This window comes from Pseudomonas sp. IT-P218 (assembly GCF_949767605.1).
Lineage (GTDB): Bacteria > Pseudomonadota > Gammaproteobacteria > Pseudomonadales > Pseudomonadaceae > Aquipseudomonas > Aquipseudomonas putida_AE.
This window is the reverse complement of the sequence record NZ_CATKQQ010000077.1, coordinates 247,368-269,706: the sequence shown is the minus strand read 5'-3', so window position 1 is coordinate 269,706 and position 22,339 is coordinate 247,368. Positions and strand designations below refer to the sequence as shown.

Below are 22,339 nucleotides of genomic sequence, written 5' to 3'. Positions count from 1 at the left end.
GGAACCCGCCATGACTATCAATCTCAGCACTGCCAACGAATTCATCGCCCGCCACATCGGCCCCCGCGCCGGTGACGAGCAGGCCATGCTCAACACCCTCGGTTTCGATTCCCTCGAAGCCCTGAGCGCCAGCGTCATCCCCGACAGCATCAAGGGCACCAGCGTGCTCGGCCTGGAAGACGGCCTGAGCGAAGCCGACGCCCTGGCGATGATCAAAGGCATCGCCGGCCAGAACCAACTGTTCAAGACCTTCATCGGCCAGGGTTACTACGGCACCCACACGCCGTCGCCGATCCTGCGCAACCTCCTGGAAAACCCGGCCTGGTACACCGCCTACACCCCGTACCAGCCGGAAATTTCCCAGGGCCGCCTCGAAGCCCTGCTGAACTTCCAGACCCTGATCAGCGACCTCACCGGCCTGCCGATCGCCAACGCCTCGCTGCTGGATGAAGCCACCGCCGCCGCCGAAGCCATGACCTTCTGCAAGCGCCTGAGCAAGAACAAGGGCAGCCACCAGTTCTTCGCCTCCGTGCATTGCCACCCGCAGACCCTCGACGTGTTGCGCACCCGTGCCGAGCCGCTGGGCATCGACGTAGTCGTTGGCGACGAGCGCGAACTGACGGACGTGACGCCGTTCTTCGGCGCCCTGCTGCAGTACCCGGCGAGCAACGGTGACGTGTTCGACTACCGCGAACTGACCGAGCGCCTGCACGCCGCCAACGCCCTGGTGGCCGTGGCCGCCGACCTGCTGGCCCTGACCCTGCTGACCCCGCCGGGCGAATTCGGCGCCGACGTGGCCATCGGCAGCGCGCAACGCTTCGGCGTGCCGCTGGGCTTCGGTGGCCCGCACGCGGCCTACTTCTCCACCAAGGATGCGTTCAAGCGCGACATGCCGGGCCGCCTGGTCGGCGTCTCCGTCGACCGTTTCGGCAAGCCGGCCCTGCGCCTGGCCATGCAGACCCGCGAGCAGCACATCCGCCGCGAGAAGGCCACGTCGAACATCTGCACCGCGCAGGTGCTGCTGGCCAACATCGCCAGCATGTACGCCGTGTACCACGGTCCGAAAGGCCTGACGCAGATTGCCCAGCGTGTGCATCACCTGACTGCGATTCTGGCCCAAGGCCTGAAAGCGATCGGTCTGAACGTCGAGCAAGAAAACTTCTTCGACACCCTGACGGTGAACACCGGCGCGCAAACTGCCGCCCTGCACGACAAGGCCCATGCCCAGCAGATCAACCTGCGCGTGGTCGATGGCGATCGCCTGGGCCTGTCCCTGGATGAAACCAGCACCCAGGCCGATGTGGAAACCCTGTGGGCGCTATTCGCTGCTGGCAAGACCCTACCGGACTTCGCTGCGCTGGCTACTGCTGTTGAAAGCACCATTCCAGCCGCCCTGGTGCGCCAGTCGCCAATCCTCAGCCACCCGGTGTTCAACCGCTACCACTCGGAAACCGAGCTGATGCGCTACCTGCGCAAGCTCGCCGACAAGGACCTGGCCCTCGATCGCACCATGATCCCGCTGGGTTCGTGCACCATGAAACTCAACGCCGCCAGCGAAATGATCCCGGTGACCTGGGCTGAATTCGGTGCCCTGCACCCGTTCGCCCCGGCCGAACAAAGCGCCGGCTACCAGCAACTGACCGATGAACTGGAGGCGATGCTCTGCGCCGCCACCGGCTACGACTCGATCTCGCTGCAACCGAACGCCGGTTCCCAGGGTGAATACGCCGGCCTGCTGGCCATCCGTGCCTACCACCAGAGCCGTGGCGAAGACCGTCGCGACATCTGCCTGATCCCGTCGTCGGCCCACGGCACCAACCCGGCCACTGCGCAGATGGCTGGCATGCGTGTCGTGGTCACCGCTTGCGACGCCCGCGGCAACGTCGACATCGAAGACCTGCGCGCCAAGGCCATCGAGCACCGCGAACACCTCGCCGCGCTGATGATCACCTACCCGTCGACTCACGGCGTGTTCGAGGAAGGCATCCGCGAAATCTGCGGCATCATCCACGACCACGGCGGCCAGGTGTACATCGACGGCGCCAACATGAACGCCATGGTCGGCCTGTGCGCCCCGGGCAAGTTCGGCGGCGACGTGTCGCACCTGAACCTGCACAAGACCTTCTGCATTCCTCACGGCGGTGGCGGCCCGGGCGTCGGCCCGATCGGCGTCAAGTCGCACCTGACCCCGTTCCTGCCAGGCCATGCGCAAATGGCCCGCAAGGAAGGCGCGGTCTGCGCTGCACCGTTCGGCAGCGCGAGCATTCTGCCGATCACCTGGATGTACATCCGCATGATGGGCGGCGCGGGTCTCAAGCGTGCTTCGCAGCTGGCAATCCTCAACGCCAACTACATTTCCCGTCGCCTGGAAGAGCACTATCCAGTGCTGTACACCGGCAGCAACGGCCTGGTCGCGCATGAATGCATCCTCGACCTGCGCCCATTGAAAGACAGCAGCGGCATCAGCGTCGATGACGTCGCCAAGCGCCTGATCGATTTTGGCTTCCACGCCCCGACCATGTCCTTCCCGGTGGCCGGCACCCTGATGATCGAGCCGACCGAAAGCGAATCCAGGGAAGAACTGGACCGCTTCTGCGACGCCATGATCCGCATCCGCGAAGAAATCCGCGCAGTGGAAAACGGCACGCTGGACAAGGACGACAACCCGCTGAAGAACGCTCCGCACACCGCGGCGGAAATCGTCGGCGAGTGGTCGCACCCGTACAGCCGTGAGCAAGCGGTTTACCCGGTAGCGTCGCTGATCGAAGGCAAATACTGGCCGCCGGTCGGTCGTGTGGACAACGTCTTCGGTGATCGCAACCTGGTCTGCGCCTGCCCATCGATCGAAAGCTACGCTTAAACGAATAGGGGGCGGGTTTACCCGCCCCCACTTCCACGAACACCGCTCCCCCCTGTAGGAGCTGGCTTGCCAGCGAAGACGGAATATCAGCCGACACAACTGTTGCCTGACACACCGCCTTCGCTGCGATGCGGCGACCCGACAAGCCAGCTCCTACAGGATCTACACAAGATTTGCGCCAATTCCTATAACAAGAAACCGGAGAACAACCATGTCGTTAAGCGTGTTCGACCTGTTCAAGATTGGCATCGGCCCCTCCAGCTCCCACACCGTCGGCCCGATGCGCGCAGCTGCGCGTTTCGCCGAAGGTCTGCGCCGTGAAGGGCTGCTGCAAGCCACCGCCTGCGTCAAGGTCGAGCTGTACGGCTCGCTCGGCGCCACCGGCAAGGGCCACGGCAGTGACAAGGCTGTGCTGCTCGGCCTGGAAGGCGAACACCCGGACACCGTGGATACCGAAACCGTCGCCGCCCGCCTGCAAGCGATTCGCGGCAATGGTCGCTTGAACCTGCTCAGCGAACACAGCATTGCGTTCAACGAGAAAGAACACCTGGCGATGATCCGCAAGCCCTTGGCCTATCACCCCAACGGCATGATCTTTCGCGCGTTCGATGTCGCCGGCCTGCAAATCCGCAGCCGCGAGTACTATTCGGTCGGCGGTGGCTTTGTCGTCGATGAAGACGCCGCCGGCGCCGATCGCATCGTCGAAGACGCCACCCCCCTGACCTTCCCGTTCAAAAGCGCCAAGGACCTGCTCAGCCACTGCACCACCTACGGCCTGTCCATCAGCCAGGTGATGCTGACCAATGAAAGTGCCTGGCGCCCGGAAGCGGAAACCCGCGCCGGCCTGCTGAAAATCTGGCAAGTGATGCAGGACTGCGTCGCCGCCGGTTGCCGCAACGAAGGCATCCTGCCCGGCGGTCTCAAGGTCAAGCGCCGGGCGGCCGCGCTGCATCGGCAACTCTGTAAAAACCCCGAATCGTCACTGCGCGATCCCCTGTCGGTACTGGACTGGGTCAACCTGTACGCCCTGGCGGTCAACGAAGAAAACGCCAACGGCGGGCGCGTGGTGACAGCCCCGACCAACGGCGCGGCCGGGATCATCCCGGCAGTCCTGCATTACTACATGCGTTTCATCCCCGGCGCGAACGACGACGGGGTGGCGCGCTTCCTGCTGACCGCTGCGGCCATCGGCATCCTGTACAAGGAAAACGCCTCGATCTCCGGCGCCGAAGTCGGCTGCCAGGGCGAAGTCGGCGTGGCCTGCTCCATGGCGGCGGGCGCCCTGTGCGAAGTGCTGGGCGGCACCGTGCAGCAAGTGGAAAACGCTGCGGAAATCGGTATGGAACACAACCTCGGGCTGACCTGCGACCCGATCGGCGGGCTGGTGCAAGTCCCTTGCATCGAGCGCAACGCCATGGGATCGGTCAAGGCCATCAATGCCGTGCGCATGGCCCTGCGCGGCGACGGGCAGCACTTCGTGTCCCTCGACAAGGTCATCCGCACCATGCGCCAGACCGGCGCCGACATGAAAAGCAAATACAAGGAAACCGCCCGTGGCGGTTTGGCGGTCAACATTATCGAGTGCTGATGCGCGCTCATCTGCACACTTCTCCAGGAGTTGAATATGTCCACCGAACAACTGTTGAAAACACCGTTGCACGCCCTGCACATCGAACTGGGCGCGCGCATGGTGCCGTTTGCCGGCTATGACATGCCGGTGCAATACCCGCTGGGTGTGATGAAAGAACACCAGCACACCCGCGAGCAGGCCGGCCTGTTCGATGTCTCGCACATGGGCCAGATCCGCCTGACCGGCGCCAATGCCGCCAAGGCCCTGGAAACCCTGGTGCCCGTGGACATCATCGACCTGCCAGTGGGCATGCAGCGCTACGCGATGTTCACCAACGAGAGCGGTGGCATCCTCGACGACCTGATGGTCGCCAACCTGGGCAACGACGAACTGTTCCTGGTGGTCAATGCCGCGTGCAAGGACCAGGACCTGGCCCACCTGCGCAAGCACATCGGCGACCAGTGCACTATCGAGCCGCTGTTCGAAGAACGCGCCCTGCTCGCCCTGCAAGGTCCGGCCGCCGTGACCGTGCTGGCACGTCTGGCGCCAGAAGTGGCAAAGATGACCTTCATGCAGTTCGCCCGCGTGAACCTGCTGGGCGTGGACTGCTTTGTCAGCCGCTCGGGTTACACCGGTGAAGACGGTTTTGAAATCTCGGTACCGGCCGCCAGCGCCGAAGCTCTGGCCCGAGCCCTGTTGGCCGAACCTGAAGTGGCGGCCATCGGCCTCGGCGCGCGCGACTCGCTGCGCCTGGAAGCCGGCCTGTGCCTGTACGGCCACGACATGAATACCGAGACCACCCCGATCGAAGCCAGCCTGTTGTGGGCCATCTCCAAGCCACGTCGTGCCGACGGTGCGCGCGCCGGTGGCTTCCCTGGCGCTGAAATTGTATTCGCCCAGCAACAAGGCGGTGTTACCCGCAAGCGCGTTGGCCTGCTACCGCAGGAACGCACCCCGGTGCGCGAAGGCGCGGAAATCGTCAACGAAGCCGGCGAGATCATCGGCAGCGTGTGCAGCGGCGGCTTCGGACCGTCCCTGGGCGGCCCGTTGGCCATGGGTTACGTCGACAGCGCCTACATCGCCCTCGACACGCCGGTATGGGCAATCGTCCGTGGGAAAAAGGTGGCTTTGCTTGTAAGCAAAATGCCATTTGTTCCACAACGCTACTATCGCGGCTGATTGACTGTTCCTATAAGTAACGCGGTTGCGCTTACACTGCACTAATGGGTAACGCAACCGCCATAAAATAGTGCATCGTTTGGCTCTAAGCTTCGATTATGAACTTTGCTTATAACGATCGAAAACATTTGAACGCCGCCAGTGCATAAGCCCGGGCTAGTTGTCAGGGGTGGCAGGAACCTGAGCAAATCCGGGGCTTCCAGAGGGCTTGTTTTTTCTCCCGTAGTTGGCGTAGAGTTTGTTCACTGTGTTTGCATGGGTCGCTTGGAATCGTGACCTGGGCAGTAGCCTACAAGTTAGCTACATCCCGTTCGACGTCTTCTTACTCTCCTGCAACCAGCCCCAGTACTCTTTCATGAGAAAGAGACTGTCATTAATTTTTTGCGTCAAAGGAAATAAGAAATGTCCCAACGTCAGAGCGGTACCGTCAAGTGGTTTAACGACGAGAAAGGTTTTGGTTTTATCACTCCTGAAAGCGGTCCGGATCTGTTCGTGCATTTCCGCGCCATCCAGGGCAACGGCTTCAAGAGCCTGAAAGAAGGCCAGAAAGTGACTTTCGTCGCCGTGCAGGGCCAGAAAGGCATGCAGGCTGACGAAGTACAAGCAGAAGCCTAATCTTCTGTAACGAAAAAGCCCCTGATGGTGACATCAGGGGCTTTTTTGTGCGCGTAAATCCGTAAAATGGCTTCTTTTTGTGCCCAGAGGCTGCCATGTCGAAACACCTGCTCAAACCCCAGGGCAACTTCCCCGCCGTCGGTCTGGGTCGTCGCCTGGCAGCGATGTTCTATGACTTCCTGCTGTGCACCGCCCTGCTGATCGTCACCAGCGGTGTCTACAAGATGATCCAGATGGCGATCATCGGCGAAGAGAAAATGCGCACCCTCACCGAAGCGGGCGCGCTGGATGGCGATCCTCTGCTGTCGACGGTGCTGTTGTTCGTGCTGTTCGGCTTCTTCGCCAAGTTCTGGACTTACTCAGGCCAGACCCTGGGCATGCAGGTGTGGGGCGTGCGCGTACAGAATGCCGATGGCTCGTCCATCAGCCTGTGGCAGGCGCTGTTGCGCTTTGTGGTGTCGATCGCATCGTTGCTGTGCGTGGGCCTGGGGTTCTTCTGGTCGCTGTTCGACAAGCAGAAACGCAGCTGGCATGACATGTATTCCAATACCCAGCTGGTGCGGATCCCGAAGAAGACCAAATAATTTCCGGTAAGCACAAACCAGTGTGGGAGCGGGCTTGCTCGCGAAGAGCGCGTGTCAGGCAACATCTATGTCGACTGATACGCCCTCTTCGCGAGCAAGCCCGCTCCCACAGTTTTTATGCGACCTGCCTGATAGATCTCAGGCGTTCCCGGCCAGCTTCATCCGCGCCGCCTGGGTGAAGTCGAGCATCCGCTTCAACGGCCGAATCGCCTGCGGAATCAACGCCGGATCAACAAAGATCTCGTTCGTCCCCTCCTTCAAGCTCTTGAGCGTGCGCTTAAGGGTGTTCATCGCCATCCAGGGGCAATGCGCGCAACTGCGGCATGCCGCGCCGTTACCGGCCGTTGGCGCCTCGATAAACACCTTGTCCGGGCACAACTGCTGCATCTTGTAGAAGATACCGCGGTCGGTGGCGACAATCAGGGTCTTGTTCGGCAGGCTCTGTGCCGCTGCAATCAACTGACTGGTGGAGCCGACGGCATCCGCCAGCTCGATCACCGAGGTCGGCGACTCCGGGTGCACCAGGATCGCCGCATCTGGATACAGCGCCTTCATGTCTTCGAGCTGCTTGGACTTGAACTCTTCGTGAACGATGCAGGCACCGTCCCACAGCAGCATGTCGGCACCGGTCTGACGCTGAATGTAGGTGCCCAGGTGCTTGTCCGGCCCCCAGATGATGGTTTCGCCGTTATCCATCAGGCTTTCGACGATTTCCAGCGCACAGCTCGACGTCACCACCCAGTCCGCGCGGGCTTTGACCGCCGCCGAGGTATTGGCATAAACCACCACCGTACGCTCCGGATGCTGGTCGCAGAACGCGGAAAACTCATCGACCGGGCACCCGAGGTCCAGCGAGCACGTCGCTTCCAGGGTCGGCATCAGGATGCGTTTTTCGGGATTGAGGATCTTGGCCGTCTCACCCATGAACTTCACCCCGGCGACCACCACAGTCTTGGCCGGGTGGGCGTTGCCGAAGCGGGCCATCTCAAGCGAGTCGGAGACACAGCCACCGGTTTCTTCGGCCAGGGCCTGAATAACCGGATCGCAATAGAAGTGAGCCACCAGCACCGCGTCCTGAGCCTTGAGCTCGGCGGCGATGGCAGCACGGTAATAGGCCTCCTCTTCGGCGGTCAGCGGCTTGGGCTGCTTGGCGTCGAGGTGGGCCTGGACCAGAAGGCGTTCGGAAATCTGCGTCATGTTCGCAAGACCTGCAGGCGCTTAAGCGCGAAAGTCGAGTATACACCCCAGCTCTGGACCCTTGAGGGTACCGCCGGGAGAGTGAGTAATCATCAGAGCTTTGAAGAGGCGCAAGGCTACAGAATATCCGCGGGATGCAAAAGATGATTCTGACCTGAGCCACGTAGTGCTGGCCGGGATCGGCGAACGCACAAATTGCAGGCAAAAAAAAACCCGGAAATCCTCACTTGCGTGGGCCTTCCGGATTTTCTAAACCGCCAAAAATGGTGGGTCGTGTGGGATTCGAACCTACGACCAATTGGTTAAAAGCCAACTGCTCTACCAACTGAGCTAACGACCCGCTGTGTGGTGGCGCGTATAATACTGATTTTTAAGGACTATTCAACACCTATTTTAAAAAAAATCAAAAATAACGTGTTGGGTCGCTGATTCCGGCCGCCGCGAAGCCTTCCGCTCGCTGGCGGCAGCTGCTGCACTTGCCGCAGGCACGGCCGTCATCGTCGGCCTGATAGCAGGAAACGGTCAGGCCATAATTCACCCCAAGCCTGGTACCCGCCTGAACGATCTGTGCCTTGCTGAGATGTTGCAGCGGCGCCTGAATGCGAAAACCCATCCCTTCTACACCGGCCTTGGTCGCCAGATTGGCCATGCGCTCGAAAGCCTCGATGAACTCGGGACGGCAGTCCGGATAACCGGAGTAATCCACCGCGTTGACACCGCTGAAGATGTCCCGTGCACCAAGCACTTCCGCCCAGCCCAGCGCCAGGGACAAGAACACCGTGTTACGCGCAGGCACGTAAGTCACCGGAATACCTTCAGCCGCGACTTCCGGGACGTCAATGCTGGTATCGGTCAGTGCCGAGCCGCCCATGCCGTTCAGGTTCAGCCCGATCACCTTGTGTTCGACAACACCCAGGTCTTTGGCCACACGTTCGGCGGCGTGTAACTCAGCGTGAGACCGTTGGCCGTAGTCGAAGCTCATGGTGTAGCAGCTGTAGCCTTCGGCACGCGCCATGGCCACTACGGTTGCCGAGTCCAGGCCACCGGACAAGAGGATCACCGCGCGTTTTTCAGCAGTATTGAGTGGTTCAGTCATTTCAGCGCCCCGGCTCGTCATTCCAAAGATATTTATGCAGCTGCAATTGCAAACGTACTGGCAGGTTGTCCGCCACCACCCAGTCGGCCAGGTCTCGCGCATTGAGATCATGGTGGCTTGGCGAGAACAGGACTTCACCGGCGCGCTTGTCCAGACCGTACTGGATCAGCTTGGACACGGACCAGTCATAGTCTTCCCGCGAGCAGATGACAAACTTCACCTGATCGTTGGGCGTCAGCAGCTCGATGTTTTCGTAGCGGTTGCGATGCGCTTCCTTCGACCCCGGGGTCTTCAGGTCGACGACGCGACTGACCCGGGAATCTACCGCCGAGATATCGATCGAGCCACTGGTTTCCAGTGACACTTCGTAACCGGCATCGCACAGGCGCTTGAGCAATGGAATGGCATTGGGCTGGGCCAGGGGCTCACCGCCCGTGACACAGACGTAGCGCGGGCGAAAGCCGGCGACCTGCTCGAGGATATCGTCGAGGGTGCGAATGGTTCCGCCGGTGAAGGCGTAGGCGCTGTCGCAGTATTGGCAACGCAGCGGGCAACCGGTCAGGCGCACAAAAACAGTGGGCAGGCCAGCAGTCCGCGTTTCACCCTGCAACGAGTAGAAAACTTCGGTAATTCTCAATGTGTCTTGCATAGTCGCCACGGGCGTAACAGCTAAACAGGCTGTCCGCCTCCGTCAGGCACTTCAAGGAACCCCGGCAATGCGCAGGCCCCAAAAAGCGTGTTTCATAAAAAAGGGCGTGAATTCTAACGAAAAAACCCGCGACAAGCGCGGGTTTCTTCGAAAGGGGTCAAGCAGCCCTTACATTTTTTGCAGATCACGCTGGGCCAGCTGAGCGGCAGACGTGCCCGGATACTGGGACACAACCTGTTGCAGAATGCCTTTTACCTTGTCGGGATGACCCAGGCGGCGCTCTACGTCAGCGAGCTTGTACAGCGAGTCAGGCACTTTGGCGTGCTTGGGGTACAGCTGCGAAACCTTGGCAAAGGCCTGACCTGCACCTTGCAGATCGCCTTTGGCCAGGTTCACTTCGCCCAACCAGTACTGGGCATTGCCTGAGTACTGGCTGTTCGGGTACTTGCGCAGGAATGCGGCAAAAGCCTGGCTGGCCTTGTCGAAATCCTTGGCCTTGATCAGGTCGAAGGCAGCATCGTAATAGAGCTTTTCCTTCGCCGGATCCGCCGGCTCGCTACCCGCGGCGGGTGCTTGAGCGGCTGCCGCTCCTGCACCCGCAGCTGCGCCAGCCGCTGCTGCACCGGGGGCGTTCAAGTCGCCACCGGCAGGAGAATTCTCAGGAGTCGCGGCAGGTGCAACGCCGCTTCCTATGCGCCGATCAAGATCCTGGTATCGCTCCAGGCTTTCCTGCTTCATGCGCGCTACATCATTTTGCAGTTCTTCGATCACACCCTGTTGGCGCGAGATCTGATCCTGCATTTGTTGCAGTTGGTTGAACAACTGACCCTGTGCCGAGACAGGGGTCGAAACCCCTCCCCCGGCATAGGCGCCGTTCGTACCGTAACCTGCAGGCGGATTACTGCTCCCGCTATTGTTATAGCCGGAGTCGTTGTCGACCACAGGAACCGCAGCCCACGCCGCAAGCGGCGCGAGACTGAGAGCCAGGACAGTTACAGCACGACGGCACGTTCGCATGACGAATTACTTACGCAGTTCGACGCGACGGTTTTGAGCCCAGGACTGCTCGTCGTTGCCGGTAGCAACTGGACGCTCTTCGCCGTAGGAAACCAGTTCCAGCTGAGCTGGGGAAACACCCTGCAGTACCAGGTAGCGCTGAACGGCTTTCGCACGACGCTCGCCCAGTGCCATGTTGTACTCACGAGTACCACGTTCGTCGGTGTTGCCTTCCAGAACAACGCGAGCGCCGTTTGCTTTCAGGTCTTTGGCGTGAACGTCCAGAGCGCGCATGGCTTCTGGCTTCAGGTCCGAACTGTCGTATTCGAAGTAGAAAGTGGTGATAGCGCGCAGTGCAGCTTCTTCGCTCAGGGAGCCGTCAACTGCACCAGTGTTTGCGCCGTAACCAGCGTTTGGATCTACCGCGCCTTCACCGGCATTGTCGCCGCCTTTGGACGAGCAACCTACAGCTACAGCCATGGCCAGTGCCAGCGCAGCAAATTTACCAAACTTCAGCATTTCCATCGTGAAACTCCTAATGAACCCCAGTGTGTTAAGTACAACGTATAGCGCCGCGTCAGTTCAGGTAAGGGGACCAGGAAGGTTCTCTGACTTCGCCTTGAGCGGTAGGAAGCGGGAGCCTTACGCGTCCATTGATAGACACGAGCATCAAGACTCCCCGGCCCTGCTGGCGGGTGGCGTAGATTACCATGGTGCCGTTGGGCGCGACAGTAGGCGACTCGTCCAGAGTGCTATCAGTGAGGATTTTTACACTACCGCGCTGCAAATCCTGGGCCGCCACCTTGAAATTGGTGAAGCCATCCTGACGGTGAATCATGACAAGCGTCTTTTCATCGGCCGACAGTTTAGGGTTGGCGTTGTAGTTACCGACGAAAGTCACGCGCTCGGCACCGCCCCCACCCACACTGGTCTTGTAGATCTGCGGCTTGCCGCCACGATCGGACGTGAAGTAGATGGTCGAGCCATCCTTGCCCCAGAACGGTTCGGTGTTGATGCCAGGACCGTTGGTGACGCGGGTGATCTGACGCGAGCCCAGGTTCATCACATAGATGTCCGGGTTGCCGTCCTTGGACAGTACGAACGCCAGGCGATTGCCATCCGGCGACCAGGCTGGCGCGCCGTTCAGGCCTTCGAAGTTGGTGATCTGCTCACGGCGACCGGTGTCGATGTTCTGCATGAAAATGCGCGGACGCTTCTGCTCGAACGAGACGTAGGCGATACGCTTGCCATCGGGCGCGAAACGCGGCGACAGGATTGGCTCACGCGATTGCAGCAGGGTCACGGCACGGGCACCGTCATAGTCCGAACGCTGCAGCGTGTAACGGGTGTTCTTTTCGGAGAAGCGCTCGGCCGTCACGTACAGCAGGCGAGTCGAGAACGCACCCTTGATGCCGGTGAGTTTTTCGAACGACTGGTCGGCGATGTAGTGCGACATGTCGCGCAACTGATCGACGCTGCCCGACACGCTGCCGGTCAGCACTTGCTGCTCGGTGGCGACGTTGAACAGGGCGTATTGCACCTGCAGGCGACCGCCCGCCGGGGCAATGCTGCCGACCATCACGTACTGGGCGCCCAGCGCCTTGAAGTCACGGAAGATGATTTCGCTGGCCTGGCTAGGCTGGCTGATCATGTTCTGCTTTGGAATCGGCGAGTAGTAACCCGAGTTGCGCAGGTCGTTACCGATGATTTCCGCCATGTCGTCCGGCAGCACGCTGCCGCCCTGGTTGCCGAACGGCACGACCGCGATCGGGGTGGCCCGATCGCTGCCGCTGGTGACCAGAATGTTTTTCTCATCTGCCATCGCCATTCCTGCCATGCAGCAGATAGCGACAAGCATTCCTCGTAGAAGGTTTCTCACGGGGCTAAATCCTCAGGCGTGAATGTCATCTTGAATGAACGATACGGAGCAAAATCGCTCGGCTTCATTCCCTGCATTTCTGTCAAACGTCCAATATTCTTGACCGCCGCTACAGCAGACGCATCAAACGGACCGTCACCACTGGACTTGGCCACGCTGGCCGAAGTCACCGTACCGTCCGGCAACATGCCGATTTGCAGCACGACCGTCATGCCTTTGCGGGCCGAAGGTGGACGAGCCCAGCCTTCCGCTGCACGAAGACGAATCAAATCATCAAAACTGCCGGCGACTTCGTCACCGCGCTCATCGGCCAAGGCCTGCTGACGCTGCGGCGTATCGGAAAGCAAATCTGCCAGGGCCTGGGCCTTTTTGTCTTCGGCGGATTTACGCGCCGCGTCCTGCGATTTTTTCTTCGCAGCATCGGCAGCAGCTTTCTTCTTCGCTTCCTCGGCGACTTTCTTCTTCGCCTCTTCAGCTTCAGCTTTCTTCTTGGCGTCTTCGGCGGCTTTCTTCTTCGCGTCTTCGACGATCTTTTTCTTCGCTTCTTCAGCAGCCGCTTTCTTGGCCTCTTCTTCAGCAGCCTTCTTGGCTTCTTCTTCCGCTTTCTTCTTGGCTATATCAGCCAATTGTTTCTCTTCTGCCTTCTTGGCTTCGGCGGTCTTCTTCGCTTCGTCGGCTTTCTTGGCTTCATCGGCCTTCTTGGCCTCATCAGCCTTTTTCGCCTCTTCCGCTTTCTTCGACTCGTCGGCCTTCTTGGCTTCCTCGGCCTTTTGAGCCGCGTCTTCTTTCTTTTGTTCCGCAGCCTTTATCGCTTCCTGCTCGACCTTCTTCTGTTCCAACTGCTCGACTTCGGTCTGGCGTGCGGCGGATTTCTTCGCCTCACCCGCAATCTTCTGATTGGTCTGGGTGGTTGCCTGACTTTTCGATTTCAGCTGGTACAGGGTCGCCTGGACAATCGGCTTGGCCGGCGGCAACTCCGGAGTAAAGGCAAAACTGACAAACAGCATGCCGAACACCAGCACGTGCAAGCCAATCGCCCAGACACTAGGCCAGAAGTAGCTTTCCGAGGCGGACGGCTCTCGCTGTTGCTGCATCAGGGCGCCTCGGTAATCAAGCCAACATTACCGACGCCGGCTTTCTGCAACCCGCCCATGGCGCCCATGACGGAGCCGTAGTCGACAGTCTTGTCGCCGCGAATGAAGACCTGGGTGCGCTTGCCGTTATCGTTACCGGCGGCAATGATCTTGGTTACTGCACTGGTCATTTGCGGCAGGGTCATGGCCCTGTCCTGTTGCTTCTCGGTGTCGACTTCGCTGCCAAGGTTCCAGTAATAGGTCTTGTCAGCCTTGATCGAAATGGTCAGGACCTGGGTGTTGTTGTCCTGCGGCAAGGCTTCGCTGGAAACCTTGGGCAGATCAACTTTCACGCCCTGATTGAGCATCGGCGCGGTCACCATGAAGATGACCAGCAGTACCAGCATCACGTCGATGTAAGGCACTACGTTCATCTCGGCAACCGGCTTGCGCTTTTTGCGAGCTCGAGCGATTAAAGCCATCTGGAAATTACCTGCTTATTCTTCGCTGGTGTGCACTTTGCGGTGCAGGATCGCCTGGAATTCATCGGCGAAGGTGTAGTAACGGCCCAGCAAGGTTTCACTGCGAGCAGCAAAACGGTTGTAAGCGATAACGGCTGGAATGGCCGCGAACAGGCCGATCGCGGTGGCGATCAGGGCTTCGGCGATACCCGGGGCAACGGTGGCCAGGGTCGCTTGCTGGGCAGTCGCCAGGCCACGGAAGGAGTTCATGATGCCCCAGACCGTACCGAACAGACCGATATACGGGCTCACGGAACCGACAGTGGCGAGGAACGGCAGGCTCTGCTCGAGCTTTTCTTCTTCACGGGAAATGGCCACGCGCATGGCACGGGCCACGCCTTCCATGACCGCCTCGGGATCGACCCCAGGCTGCTGGCGCAGACGGGAGAATTCCTTGAAGCCGGCGCGGAAGATCTGCTCGACACCGGAATCCGGGTCCGGGTTGCTACCCGCCTGACGGTAGAGTTTGGACAGGTCGATACCCGACCAGAAGCGCTCTTCGAAGCTCTCCAGGGCGCGTCGACCGGCGCGCAGCAGATTGCTGCGCTGAAAGATCATGATCCATGAGGTCACCGATGCGGCTACCAGGGTCAGCATTACCAGTTGCACCACGATACTGGCATTGCTGACCAGGCTCCACATGGAGGAATGGTCGACGACGTTAGCTTCCACGCTTTATCTCCTGCTTTGAGTGTGTACCCGCGCCGCTCACGGCGGCAAAGGCCGCTCGTAGAGCTTCGGGAATGGCCCGGGGTTTCAAACTTTCAGTGCGCACACAGGCCACCAGAAACTGCCCTTCGCAGAGCAGTGCATCATCCGTGGCCCGCCTGACCTGCTGCTTGAAGCGCAGGCTGGCACGGTTCAATTCGATTACTTCAGCGCTTACCAGCAGCTCGTCGTCCAGTCGCGCCGGCGCGTGGTAGCGCGCTTCGCTGGAATGCACGACGAACAACAGGTCCTCACCGGCAAGCTTGGATTGGGCAAAGCCCAGCTCTCGTAGCCGCTCGGTTCGAGCCCGTTCCATAAACTTGAGGTAATTGACGTAATACACGATGCCGCCCGCATCGGTGTCCTCGTAATAAACGCGACAACGATGTGCGAAAGGCTCAAGCCCGTTTTGCGCGCGCATACTCTAGTGCTTACTCCTCGGGTTGCCAATCCGGCCAGGCAACTGTTTTTCAATGTTCTGCGGCTTTCGCGCAAAAGTACGGTCCTGGGACCACACATTGCCCGAAAAAATCAGCCCGCAAAGTTAATTAATCGTCCACGGCATCAAGGAACTCGTCTACCACGGGCATTTCGCCCAATCGTGACGGAATGTTTAATCCGAAATGCAGGTACGCATGCCGGGTCACTACCCGCCCCCGCGGCGTGCGCATGATGTAGCCCTGCTGGATCAGGTACGGCTCCAGCACGTCTTCAATGGTGTGACGTTCTTCGCTGATCGCCGCGGCCAGACTATCCACCCCCACCGGCCCACCATCGAACTTCTCGATCATGGTCAGCAGCAGACGCCGGTCCTGGTGATCGAAACCACGCTCGTCGACATCCAGCAGGTTCAGGGCCAGGTCGGCAATCGGCTTGGTGATGTGGCCTTTGGCGCGTACTTCGGCGAAATCCCGCACCCGACGCAACAAACGGTTGGCAATCCGCGGCGTGCCACGGGCACGGCGAGCGATTTCAAAGGCGCCCTCCGGGTCCAGCGGCAGGCCGAGGATGTTCGCCGAACGACTGACAATCGTCGACAGGTCGGCGGTGCTGTAGAACTCCAGGCGCTGGACGATGCCGAAACGGTCACGCAACGGGTTGGTCAACATGCCCGCCCGGGTGGTCGCACCGACCAGGGTGAACGGTGGCAGATCGAGCTTGATCGACCGCGCGGCCGGCCCTTCGCCGATCATGATGTCGAGTTGGAAATCCTCCATGGCCGGGTACAGCACTTCCTCGACAATCGGCGACAGGCGATGGATTTCATCGATGAACAGCACGTCGTGGGGCTCAAGATTGGTCAGCAGCGCCGCCAGGTCACCTGGACGCTCGAGGACCGGGCCTGAGGTGCTCTTGATCGACACGCCCATTTCCTGGGCGATGATATTGGCCAGGGTGGTCTTGCCCAGGCCCGGCGGGCCGAAGATCAACGTGTGGTCCAGGGACTCGTTACGCCCGCGGGCAGCCTGGATGAACAACTCCATTTGCTCGCGAACGGTCGGCTGGCCAATGTACTCGGCCAGGCTGACGGGGCGTATCGCCCGGTCCTGGACTTCCTCGCGATCACGGGGGGCACCCGTGGCGGCGATCAGACGGTCAGCTTCAATCACTTAGATCATTCCCTTCAGGGCACGACGAATCAGGTCTTCGCTGCTCAAGCCTTTCTCCTTGATCGCGGAAATCGCCTTGCTGGCTTCCTGTGGCTTGTAGCCCAGGGAGATCAGCGCGCTGACCGCGTCGTTTTCGGCGCTGTTGACCGGCGCTGGCCCGTCCGGCTGGTTCGGCACCAGGGCAAACATGGCCGGCACGGTTTCCCAGGCCTTGAAGCGATCCTTGAGCTCAACCAGCAGGCGCTCAGCGGTTTTCTTGCCCACGCCCGGCACCTTGGTCAGCGCCGAGGTATCCTGGGACTGCACGCAACGCACCAGCTCGTCGACTTCCAGGCTCGACATCAGGGCCAGGGCCAGTTTCGGCCCTACACCATTGAGACGGATCAGTTCGCGAAAAAAGTCTCGCTCGCGCTTGCCGACGAAGCCATAGAGTAACTGCGCGTCTTCGCGTACGACCAGATGGGTGTGCAGCGTCAGTGGTTCACCGACCGACGGCAGGCGATAAAGCGTGGTCATGGGCACTTCAAGCTCATACCCCAGGCCATTTACATCCAGAATCAGGTGCGGCGGCTGTTTCTCAGCCAGTGTGCCGCGTAAGCGTCCAATCACGTTACAGATCCTTGAGCGTTGGCCAGCCCTGGGCCAGCGACTGAGAGAACAAGGGTTTTGCGCCGACAACCCAGGCGCATCACCCTCATTCCAGAAAAATGATTGCTGATGCTATCAGAGACGCAGGCGCCCGCCACGACTGCGTGCGGCGCCCAGGCCATGGGGCAACAGGCTGGAGCGGGTGTGCGCATGGCAAATGGCAATGGCCAGGGCGTCGGAGGCATCGATTTGCGGTTTGCTGGTCAGCTTGAGCATGTGCATGACCATCATTTGTACCTGCTCTTTGTTGGCCGCGCCGGTGCCGACGACCGCCTGCTTGACCTGGGTGGCCGTGTATTCGGCGATCTCCAGGCTTTCTTCCGCGCCAGCCACGATGGCCGCGCCACGGGCCTGCCCCAGCTTCAGGGCGGAGTCGGCATTGCGCGCCATGAACACCTTCTCGATGCCCATGGTGACAGGATGGTAGGTCTGAATGATCTCACGCACGCCGCGGTAGACAATCTGCAGGCGCTCATGCAGCTCGCCGGCACCGGTACGGATGCAGCCGGAGGCCACGTACTCGCAGCCACGTCCGGTATCGCGTACCACGCCATAACCGGTAATGCGCGAACCGGGGTCGATACCAAGAATTAAAGTCATAACGCCTATAACGCTGATGCGAGTATCCGAGGAAATTGTAGGAGCTGGCTTGCCAGCGAAGGCGGCCTCAAGACTTGCAAAAGTTCAAGGGCCTCTTCGCTGGCAAGCCAGCTCCTACAATGAGGGCGTAGCATTCAGCTTAGTTGTGCGGCGACCGACTCTGGAATGTCCGCATTGGAGTAGACGTTCTGCACATCATCCAGGTCTTCGAGCATGTCGATCAGCTTGAGAACTTTCTCGGCGCCTTCCAGGTCCAGCTCGGCGCTGGTGGTCGGCAGCATGACGATTTCCGCGTCATCGCCCTTGAACCCAGCCGCTTCCAGCGCGTTGCGCACCGCGTAGAATCCGGTGAACGAGGTGAACACGTCGATAGAGCCGTCTTCGTTGGCGACCACGTCATCGGCGTCGGCTTCCAGGGCCGCTTCGGTCAAGGCATCTTCATCGACGCCTGGCGCAAAGCTGATTTGCCCCTTGCGTTCGAAAAGATAGGCCACCGAACCGTCGGTGCCGAGGTTGCCGCCGCACTTGCTGAACGCATGGCGAACTGCCGCCGCGGTACGGTTGCGGTTGTCGGTCATGCACTCGACCATCACCGCCACGCCGCCGGGGCCGTAACCTTCGTAGGTCAGCTCTTCGACGTTGTCGGCCTCGGTCGCACCGGCACCACGGGCAATGGCGCGATCGATGATGTCGCGGCTCATGTTCGCCCCAAGGGCCTTGTCCAGCGCCAGGCGCAGACGCGGATTCGAGCCCGGCTCGCCACCACCCTGACGGGCCGCGACGGTCAGCTCACGAATCCACTTGGTGAAGATCTTGCCTCTCTTGGCATCCTGACGTTCTTTGCGGTGCTTGATGTTCGCCCACTTGGAATGACCTGCCATAACTCGCTCCGAATTCTCTTTGAAACATTGCCCGCCACGCTGCATCGCGCCGGCCGGCAAACAAAAAATCTTGAACTGCTGTAGGTATAAAGAAAGGGCGCATCCGCAGATGCGCCCTCCTGAGCCTTACTCAGCCTTGGGCGTTTCGCGCAGACGAATGTGCAGCTCGCGCAGTGCCTTGGCATCGACCTGGCCCGGCGCCTGAGTCATGACGTCCGCCGCGCTCTGGGTTTTCGGGAAGGCGATCACTTCACGGATCGACTGGGCGCCGGTCATCAGCATCACCAGACGGTCCAGGCCGAAGGCCAGGCCACCGTGCGGCGGCGCACCGTATTTCAGGGCGTCGAGCAGGAAGCCGAATTTCTCTTCCTGTTCCGCTTCGTTGATACCCAACAGACGGAACACCGACTGCTGCATCTCTTTACGGTGGATACGGATCGAACCGCCACCCAGCTCGGTACCGTTCAAGACCATGTCGTAGGCGCGGGACAGAGCGCCAGCCGGGTTGGCTTCCAGCTCTGCCGGGGTGCACTTCGGCGCGGTGAACGGGTGGTGCAAGGCGGTGAAGCTGCCGTCGTCGTTTTCTTCGAACATCGGGAAGTCGACGACCCACATTGGCGCCCACTTGCAGGTCAGCAGCTCCAGGTCGTGGCCCAGCTTGATCCGCAGCGCGCCCAGGGCTTCGCTGACGATCTTGGCTTTGTCGGCACCGAAGAACACGATATCGCCGTCGACCGCACCGACGCGATCGAGGATCACGTTGAGGTTGGCTTCAGGAATGTTCTTCACGATTGGCGACTGCAGGCCCTCGACGCCTTTGGCGCGCTCGTTGACCTTGATGTACGCCAGGCCCTTGGCACCGTAGATGCCGACGAACTTGGTGTAATCGTCGATCTGCTTGCGCGGCATGCTCGCCCCGCCTGGAACGCGCAGGGCGGCAATGCGGCATTTAGGGTCGTTGGCCGGGCCGCTGAACACCTTGAAGTCGACTTCCTTGAGCTGGTCGGCAACGTCGACCAGTTCCAGCGGGTTACGCAGGTCCGGCTTGTCGGAACCGTAGCGGCGCATGGCCTCTTCGAAGGTCATGTGCGGGAACTCGCCGAATTCCAGGCCCAGCACTTCCTTGAACAGGTTGCGGATCATTTGCTCGGTCAGGCCCATGATCTCTTTTTCATCGAGGAAGCTGGTCTCGATGTCGATCTGGGTGAATTCCGGCTGGCGATCGGCACGCAGGTCTTCGTCGCGGAAGCACTTGGCGATCTGGTAGTAACGGTCGAAACCGGCGACCATCAGCAGTTGCTTGAACAGCTGCGGCGATTGCGGCAAGGCGAAGAACGAGCCGGCGTGGGTACGGCTAGGGACCAGGTAGTCGCGAGCACCTTCAGGGGTGGCACGGGTCAGGATCGGCGTTTCGACGTCGAGGAAGCCGTTCTCGTCGAGGAAGCGACGGATGCTGGTGGTCATGCGCGAACGCAGGCGCAGCTTTTCGGCCATTTCCGGACGACGCAGGTCGAGGAAGCGATAGCGCAGGCGGGTTTCTTCGCCGACGTCGGAGAACTCGTTCAGCGGGAACGGCGGGGTTTCCGACTCGTTCAGCACTTCCAGTTCATAGCCCAGGACTTCGATCATGCCAGACGCCATGTTGGCGTTGGTGGCACCGGCCGGACGCAGGCGAACCTTGCCGGTGATCTTCACGACGTACTCGCTGCGCACGCGATCGGCGGCGGCAAAGGATTCAGCGCGGTCCGGATCGAACACCACTTGGGCCAGACCGTCACGATCACGGATATCGAGGAAAATCACCCCACCGTGGTCACGACGACGGTGGACCCATCCGCAAAGGGTAATTTCCTGGCCTTCCAGGCTTTCGTTCAGTTGGCCGCAATAATGGCTGCGCATCATGGTAGTGGTTTCACTTCTCGTAATTCGACATTCGGTTGGAGAGCTCGCGTCGATCCGCTGACGGATGACGCAAGAACTCGCGCGTGTGGTTCAACTCAGGTCCGCAACCCTAGTCAGCTTTGTCGCCGCCGGCCAGGTTCTTCTTGGAACCGGTCTTGAAATCGGTCTCGTACCAGCCGGTGCCGCTGAGGCGGAAACCTGGCATGGACAGCATCTTCTTAAGCTCTGGCGCCTGGCACGCAGGGCAGTCGACCAACGGTGCATCGCTGATCTTTTGAATGGCTTCCAACTGATGACCACAGGAAGCACATTGGTAATCGTACATCGGCATGGGGGTTGTCTCGGCGATCAGATTGCTACCGCGCACGCTGGGTTTTGCGGCAAAGAGCGGGATTATATCCATTAAATGCAGCCTGTGCAGCCGTAAGACTGCACAGATCGACACGTTGCTCCTTCATTCATCCGGTTCAAGCCATGACCGGGTAACGCCCTTCCTTGCGGCTGTGGACAACACAGACCACCCGCACCAGCCCGCTGAAATTTCTCACCCCACCATGACGCAAATGCACTTCGCGATCGACATGGGACAGCAGCGCGCTGACCGAACAGCAATTGACCCTGGCCATGTCGCCCAAGATATCCCAATACACCTGTTCAAGCCGCAAACAGGTGGCAAAGCCATTCAATCGCACCGATCGCGATTGCGGCCGGGCCAGTCCCATATCGAACTCACTGACAAATGGGTCGATTCTTATATCCCTGGCCGAACCGATCCGCCCCTCGTCTCTTGCGCCTTCATATTGCATATCGCTGACACTCCTTTGCCATGTGCGGTTTCCATAAAAGCAATTGCATGCCTATAAAAACGTGAGGGCAAAGTTATAGCCAGATGACTTTAGGACCGTCCGCGTAGGATAAGCCAACAACTGAAGGCGGATAAGGGAGAGGGTCCTAGTCGAGCGCTTTTCCCACAGCTACAAGCGAAAAATCGCTCAATCGACAGGGCGTCTATCCGAAGAAAGGCAGCGCGCGAACAACAGTGCCATCCACGCGCTGGCGTATCACTGATCCAGCAGTGCGCGGAGCATCCACGCGGTTTTCTCGTGGACCTGCATGCGCTGGGTCAGCAGGTCAGCCGTAGGTTCGTCGCTGACCTTATCCAGCAGCGGGAAGATCCCCCGGGCGGTACGCGTGACAGCCTCCTGGCCCGCCACCAGTTGCCTGATCATGTCTTCGGCAGCAGGCACACCCTCTTCTTCCTTGATTGAGGACAGGCGCGCATAAACGGAATAGGCACCCGGCGCCGGAAATCCGAGCGCGCGAATGCGCTCGGCAATCGAGTCGACCGCCAAAGCCAACTCGTTATATTGCTCCTCGAACATCAAATGCAGGGTGCGGAACATGGGACCCGTCACGTTCCAATGGAAGTTATGGGTCTTCAGGTAAAGCACATAGGTGTCCGACAGCAGCCGCGAAAGTCCGTCGACGATGGACTTGCGGTCCTCTTCACTGATACCGATATCGATTGCCATGTTTTTCCCCTAAAGGTGATGAAGTTCATCCAACAGGTGCAGGACCACTCTAGCAAGCCTGTCGCCAGGCTGCAGCCCGGAGGTCCTGCCATACGCCGGCAAGAGGCCCCGATGCACCGCTGGACTCCTTGATTTGAGTAGGCTGCAGCTTTGCTGTTAAATAGGCAGCGTGTCGTCAGTGCCTATTTTTTCGGGCGCGGCGCATAGGCTGATACCGGGTACGTGTCCACCGCCTCTTA

Annotated in this window: 23 protein-coding genes and 1 tRNA gene; 5 read left to right on the top strand and 19 right to left on the bottom strand. The window is 60.1% G+C overall.

Going from position 1 to position 22,339, the window contains the following annotated elements:
* Window positions 1–10 precede the first annotated feature (10 nt).
* The 5 genes from gcvP (at window position 11) to ACM6I6_RS27385 (ending at window position 6,808) form a co-directional block, all read left to right on the top strand.
* Window positions 11–2,860, top strand: coding sequence for an aminomethyl-transferring glycine dehydrogenase (gcvP, locus tag ACM6I6_RS27405; protein ID WP_414920969.1), 2,850 nt, complete (start codon window positions 11–13; stop codon window positions 2,858–2,860).
* Between the two features lie 211 nt (window positions 2,861–3,071).
* Entirely contained in the window at window positions 3,072–4,448 is a 1,377-nt protein-coding gene (locus ACM6I6_RS27400) for an L-serine ammonia-lyase (protein ID WP_414920968.1), read from the top strand.
* Window positions 4,449–4,484: 36 nt separating this feature from the next.
* Window positions 4,485–5,609, top strand: a complete 1,125-nt coding sequence (gcvT, locus tag ACM6I6_RS27395; RefSeq protein WP_414920967.1) for a glycine cleavage system aminomethyltransferase GcvT — start codon at window positions 4,485–4,487, stop codon at window positions 5,607–5,609.
* A gap of 402 nt (window positions 5,610–6,011) precedes the next feature.
* Window positions 6,012–6,224 (top strand): cold-shock protein, encoded by a 213-nt coding sequence (locus tag ACM6I6_RS27390; protein ID WP_003175786.1) that lies wholly within the window; start codon window positions 6,012–6,014, stop codon window positions 6,222–6,224.
* 95 nt (window positions 6,225–6,319) lie between these two features.
* Entirely contained in the window at window positions 6,320–6,808 is a 489-nt protein-coding gene (locus ACM6I6_RS27385) for an RDD family protein (RefSeq protein ID WP_323607804.1), read from the top strand.
* 138 nt (window positions 6,809–6,946) lie between these two features.
* Here ACM6I6_RS27385 and nadA read toward each other — a convergent pair whose 3' ends face one another.
* From nadA to ACM6I6_RS27290, 19 genes are all read right to left on the bottom strand, one after another.
* Window positions 6,947–8,005 (bottom strand): quinolinate synthase NadA, encoded by a 1,059-nt coding sequence (gene nadA, locus ACM6I6_RS27380; RefSeq protein WP_414920966.1) that lies wholly within the window; start codon window positions 8,003–8,005, stop codon window positions 6,947–6,949.
* A gap of 264 nt (window positions 8,006–8,269) precedes the next feature.
* Window positions 8,270–8,345 (bottom strand) — tRNA-Lys (locus tag ACM6I6_RS27375).
* Between the two features lie 63 nt (window positions 8,346–8,408).
* On the bottom strand, window positions 8,409–9,101 hold the full coding sequence (gene queC / locus ACM6I6_RS27370; protein ID WP_274074370.1) for a 7-cyano-7-deazaguanine synthase QueC: 693 nt from the start codon (window positions 9,099–9,101) through the stop codon (window positions 8,409–8,411).
* A 1-nt stretch (window position 9,102) separates the two neighbouring features.
* Window positions 9,103–9,750 (bottom strand): 7-carboxy-7-deazaguanine synthase QueE, encoded by a 648-nt coding sequence (gene queE, locus ACM6I6_RS27365; protein WP_056726033.1) that lies wholly within the window; start codon window positions 9,748–9,750, stop codon window positions 9,103–9,105.
* Window positions 9,751–9,918: 168 nt separating this feature from the next.
* Window positions 9,919–10,767: a tol-pal system protein YbgF gene (gene ybgF, locus ACM6I6_RS27360; protein WP_274074368.1), complete on the bottom strand. Its 849-nt coding sequence runs from the start codon at window positions 10,765–10,767 to the stop codon at window positions 9,919–9,921.
* A gap of 6 nt (window positions 10,768–10,773) precedes the next feature.
* The gene (pal, locus tag ACM6I6_RS27355; protein ID WP_003178634.1) at window positions 10,774–11,271 is read right to left on the bottom strand and encodes a peptidoglycan-associated lipoprotein Pal; all 498 of its coding nucleotides are present in this window, start codon (window positions 11,269–11,271) and stop codon (window positions 10,774–10,776) included.
* A gap of 52 nt (window positions 11,272–11,323) precedes the next feature.
* Entirely contained in the window at window positions 11,324–12,604 is a 1,281-nt protein-coding gene (gene tolB / locus ACM6I6_RS27350) for a Tol-Pal system beta propeller repeat protein TolB (RefSeq protein WP_406592123.1), read from the bottom strand.
* Between the two features lie 17 nt (window positions 12,605–12,621).
* Window positions 12,622–13,719, bottom strand: coding sequence for a cell envelope integrity protein TolA (tolA, locus tag ACM6I6_RS27345; protein ID WP_274074366.1), 1,098 nt, complete (start codon window positions 13,717–13,719; stop codon window positions 12,622–12,624).
* The gene (gene tolR, locus ACM6I6_RS27340; RefSeq protein WP_162279067.1) at window positions 13,719–14,171 is read right to left on the bottom strand and encodes a protein TolR; all 453 of its coding nucleotides are present in this window, start codon (window positions 14,169–14,171) and stop codon (window positions 13,719–13,721) included. Before tolR ends, tolA begins: the two co-directional genes overlap by 1 nt.
* A gap of 24 nt (window positions 14,172–14,195) precedes the next feature.
* Entirely contained in the window at window positions 14,196–14,891 is a 696-nt protein-coding gene (gene tolQ, locus ACM6I6_RS27335) for a protein TolQ (RefSeq protein ID WP_007995636.1), read from the bottom strand.
* Window positions 14,881–15,348, bottom strand: a complete 468-nt coding sequence (gene ybgC / locus ACM6I6_RS27330; RefSeq protein WP_274074365.1) for a tol-pal system-associated acyl-CoA thioesterase — start codon at window positions 15,346–15,348, stop codon at window positions 14,881–14,883. Before ybgC ends, tolQ begins: the two co-directional genes overlap by 11 nt.
* 127 nt (window positions 15,349–15,475) lie before the next feature.
* A complete protein-coding gene (ruvB, locus tag ACM6I6_RS27325) occupies window positions 15,476–16,537 on the bottom strand; it encodes a Holliday junction branch migration DNA helicase RuvB (protein ID WP_046818807.1) in 1,062 nt (353 codons plus the stop codon).
* Window positions 16,538–17,146 carry a Holliday junction branch migration protein RuvA gene (gene ruvA / locus ACM6I6_RS27320; protein ID WP_046818808.1) on the bottom strand — a complete coding sequence of 203 codons (609 nt, stop codon included), beginning with the start codon at window positions 17,144–17,146 and terminating at the stop codon, window positions 16,538–16,540.
* Between the two features lie 114 nt (window positions 17,147–17,260).
* The gene (gene ruvC / locus ACM6I6_RS27315) at window positions 17,261–17,785 is read right to left on the bottom strand and encodes a crossover junction endodeoxyribonuclease RuvC (RefSeq protein WP_008015799.1); all 525 of its coding nucleotides are present in this window, start codon (window positions 17,783–17,785) and stop codon (window positions 17,261–17,263) included.
* 134 nt (window positions 17,786–17,919) lie between these two features.
* Window positions 17,920–18,666: a YebC/PmpR family DNA-binding transcriptional regulator gene (locus ACM6I6_RS27310; RefSeq protein WP_274074364.1), complete on the bottom strand. Its 747-nt coding sequence runs from the start codon at window positions 18,664–18,666 to the stop codon at window positions 17,920–17,922.
* Between the two features lie 126 nt (window positions 18,667–18,792).
* Window positions 18,793–20,568: an aspartate--tRNA ligase gene (gene aspS, locus ACM6I6_RS27305; RefSeq protein ID WP_274074363.1), complete on the bottom strand. Its 1,776-nt coding sequence runs from the start codon at window positions 20,566–20,568 to the stop codon at window positions 18,793–18,795.
* 109 nt (window positions 20,569–20,677) lie between these two features.
* Entirely contained in the window at window positions 20,678–20,899 is a 222-nt protein-coding gene (locus ACM6I6_RS27300) for an FmdB family zinc ribbon protein (RefSeq protein WP_007977333.1), read from the bottom strand.
* Window positions 20,900–21,035: 136 nt separating this feature from the next.
* Window positions 21,036–21,374, bottom strand: a complete 339-nt coding sequence (locus ACM6I6_RS27295; protein WP_274074362.1) for a ribbon-helix-helix domain-containing protein — start codon at window positions 21,372–21,374, stop codon at window positions 21,036–21,038.
* Between the two features lie 255 nt (window positions 21,375–21,629).
* Window positions 21,630–22,100, bottom strand: coding sequence for a Dps family protein (locus tag ACM6I6_RS27290; RefSeq protein ID WP_180205182.1), 471 nt, complete (start codon window positions 22,098–22,100; stop codon window positions 21,630–21,632).
* Window positions 22,101–22,339: the final 239 nt, after the last annotated feature.

Bases quoted from the DNA above. Each gene is read 5' to 3' on its own strand.
- ybgC (WP_274074365.1), bottom strand. From the start codon at position 15,348: ATGCGCGCGCAAAACGGGCTTGAGCCTTTCGCACATCGTTGTCGCGTT.
- aspS (WP_274074363.1), bottom strand. From the start codon at position 20,568: ATGATGCGCAGCCATTATTGCGGCCAACTGAACGAAAGCCTGGAAGGC.
- ACM6I6_RS27290 (WP_180205182.1), bottom strand. From the start codon at position 22,100: ATGGCAATCGATATCGGTATCAGTGAAGAGGACCGCAAGTCCATCGTC.
- gcvP (WP_414920969.1), top strand. From the start codon at position 11: ATGACTATCAATCTCAGCACTGCCAACGAATTCATCGCCCGCCACATC.
- ACM6I6_RS27295 (WP_274074362.1), bottom strand. From the start codon at position 21,374: ATGCAATATGAAGGCGCAAGAGACGAGGGGCGGATCGGTTCGGCCAGG.
- nadA (WP_414920966.1), bottom strand. From the start codon at position 8,005: ATGACGCAGATTTCCGAACGCCTTCTGGTCCAGGCCCACCTCGACGCC.
- tolB (WP_406592123.1), bottom strand. From the start codon at position 12,604: ATGCTTGTCGCTATCTGCTGCATGGCAGGAATGGCGATGGCAGATGAG.
- queC (WP_274074370.1), bottom strand. From the start codon at position 9,101: ATGACTGAACCACTCAATACTGCTGAAAAACGCGCGGTGATCCTCTTG.
- queE (WP_056726033.1), bottom strand. From the start codon at position 9,750: ATGCAAGACACATTGAGAATTACCGAAGTTTTCTACTCGTTGCAGGGT.
- gcvT (WP_414920967.1), top strand. From the start codon at position 4,485: ATGTCCACCGAACAACTGTTGAAAACACCGTTGCACGCCCTGCACATC.
- ACM6I6_RS27385 (WP_323607804.1), top strand. From the start codon at position 6,320: ATGTCGAAACACCTGCTCAAACCCCAGGGCAACTTCCCCGCCGTCGGT.
- ACM6I6_RS27400 (WP_414920968.1), top strand. From the start codon at position 3,072: ATGTCGTTAAGCGTGTTCGACCTGTTCAAGATTGGCATCGGCCCCTCC.
- tolA (WP_274074366.1), bottom strand. From the start codon at position 13,719: ATGCAGCAACAGCGAGAGCCGTCCGCCTCGGAAAGCTACTTCTGGCCT.
- ruvC (WP_008015799.1), bottom strand. From the start codon at position 17,785: ATGACTTTAATTCTTGGTATCGACCCCGGTTCGCGCATTACCGGTTAT.
- ybgF (WP_274074368.1), bottom strand. From the start codon at position 10,767: ATGCGAACGTGCCGTCGTGCTGTAACTGTCCTGGCTCTCAGTCTCGCG.
- ACM6I6_RS27310 (WP_274074364.1), bottom strand. From the start codon at position 18,666: ATGGCAGGTCATTCCAAGTGGGCGAACATCAAGCACCGCAAAGAACGT.
- pal (WP_003178634.1), bottom strand. From the start codon at position 11,271: ATGGAAATGCTGAAGTTTGGTAAATTTGCTGCGCTGGCACTGGCCATG.
- ACM6I6_RS27390 (WP_003175786.1), top strand. From the start codon at position 6,012: ATGTCCCAACGTCAGAGCGGTACCGTCAAGTGGTTTAACGACGAGAAA.
- ACM6I6_RS27300 (WP_007977333.1), bottom strand. From the start codon at position 20,899: ATGCCGATGTACGATTACCAATGTGCTTCCTGTGGTCATCAGTTGGAA.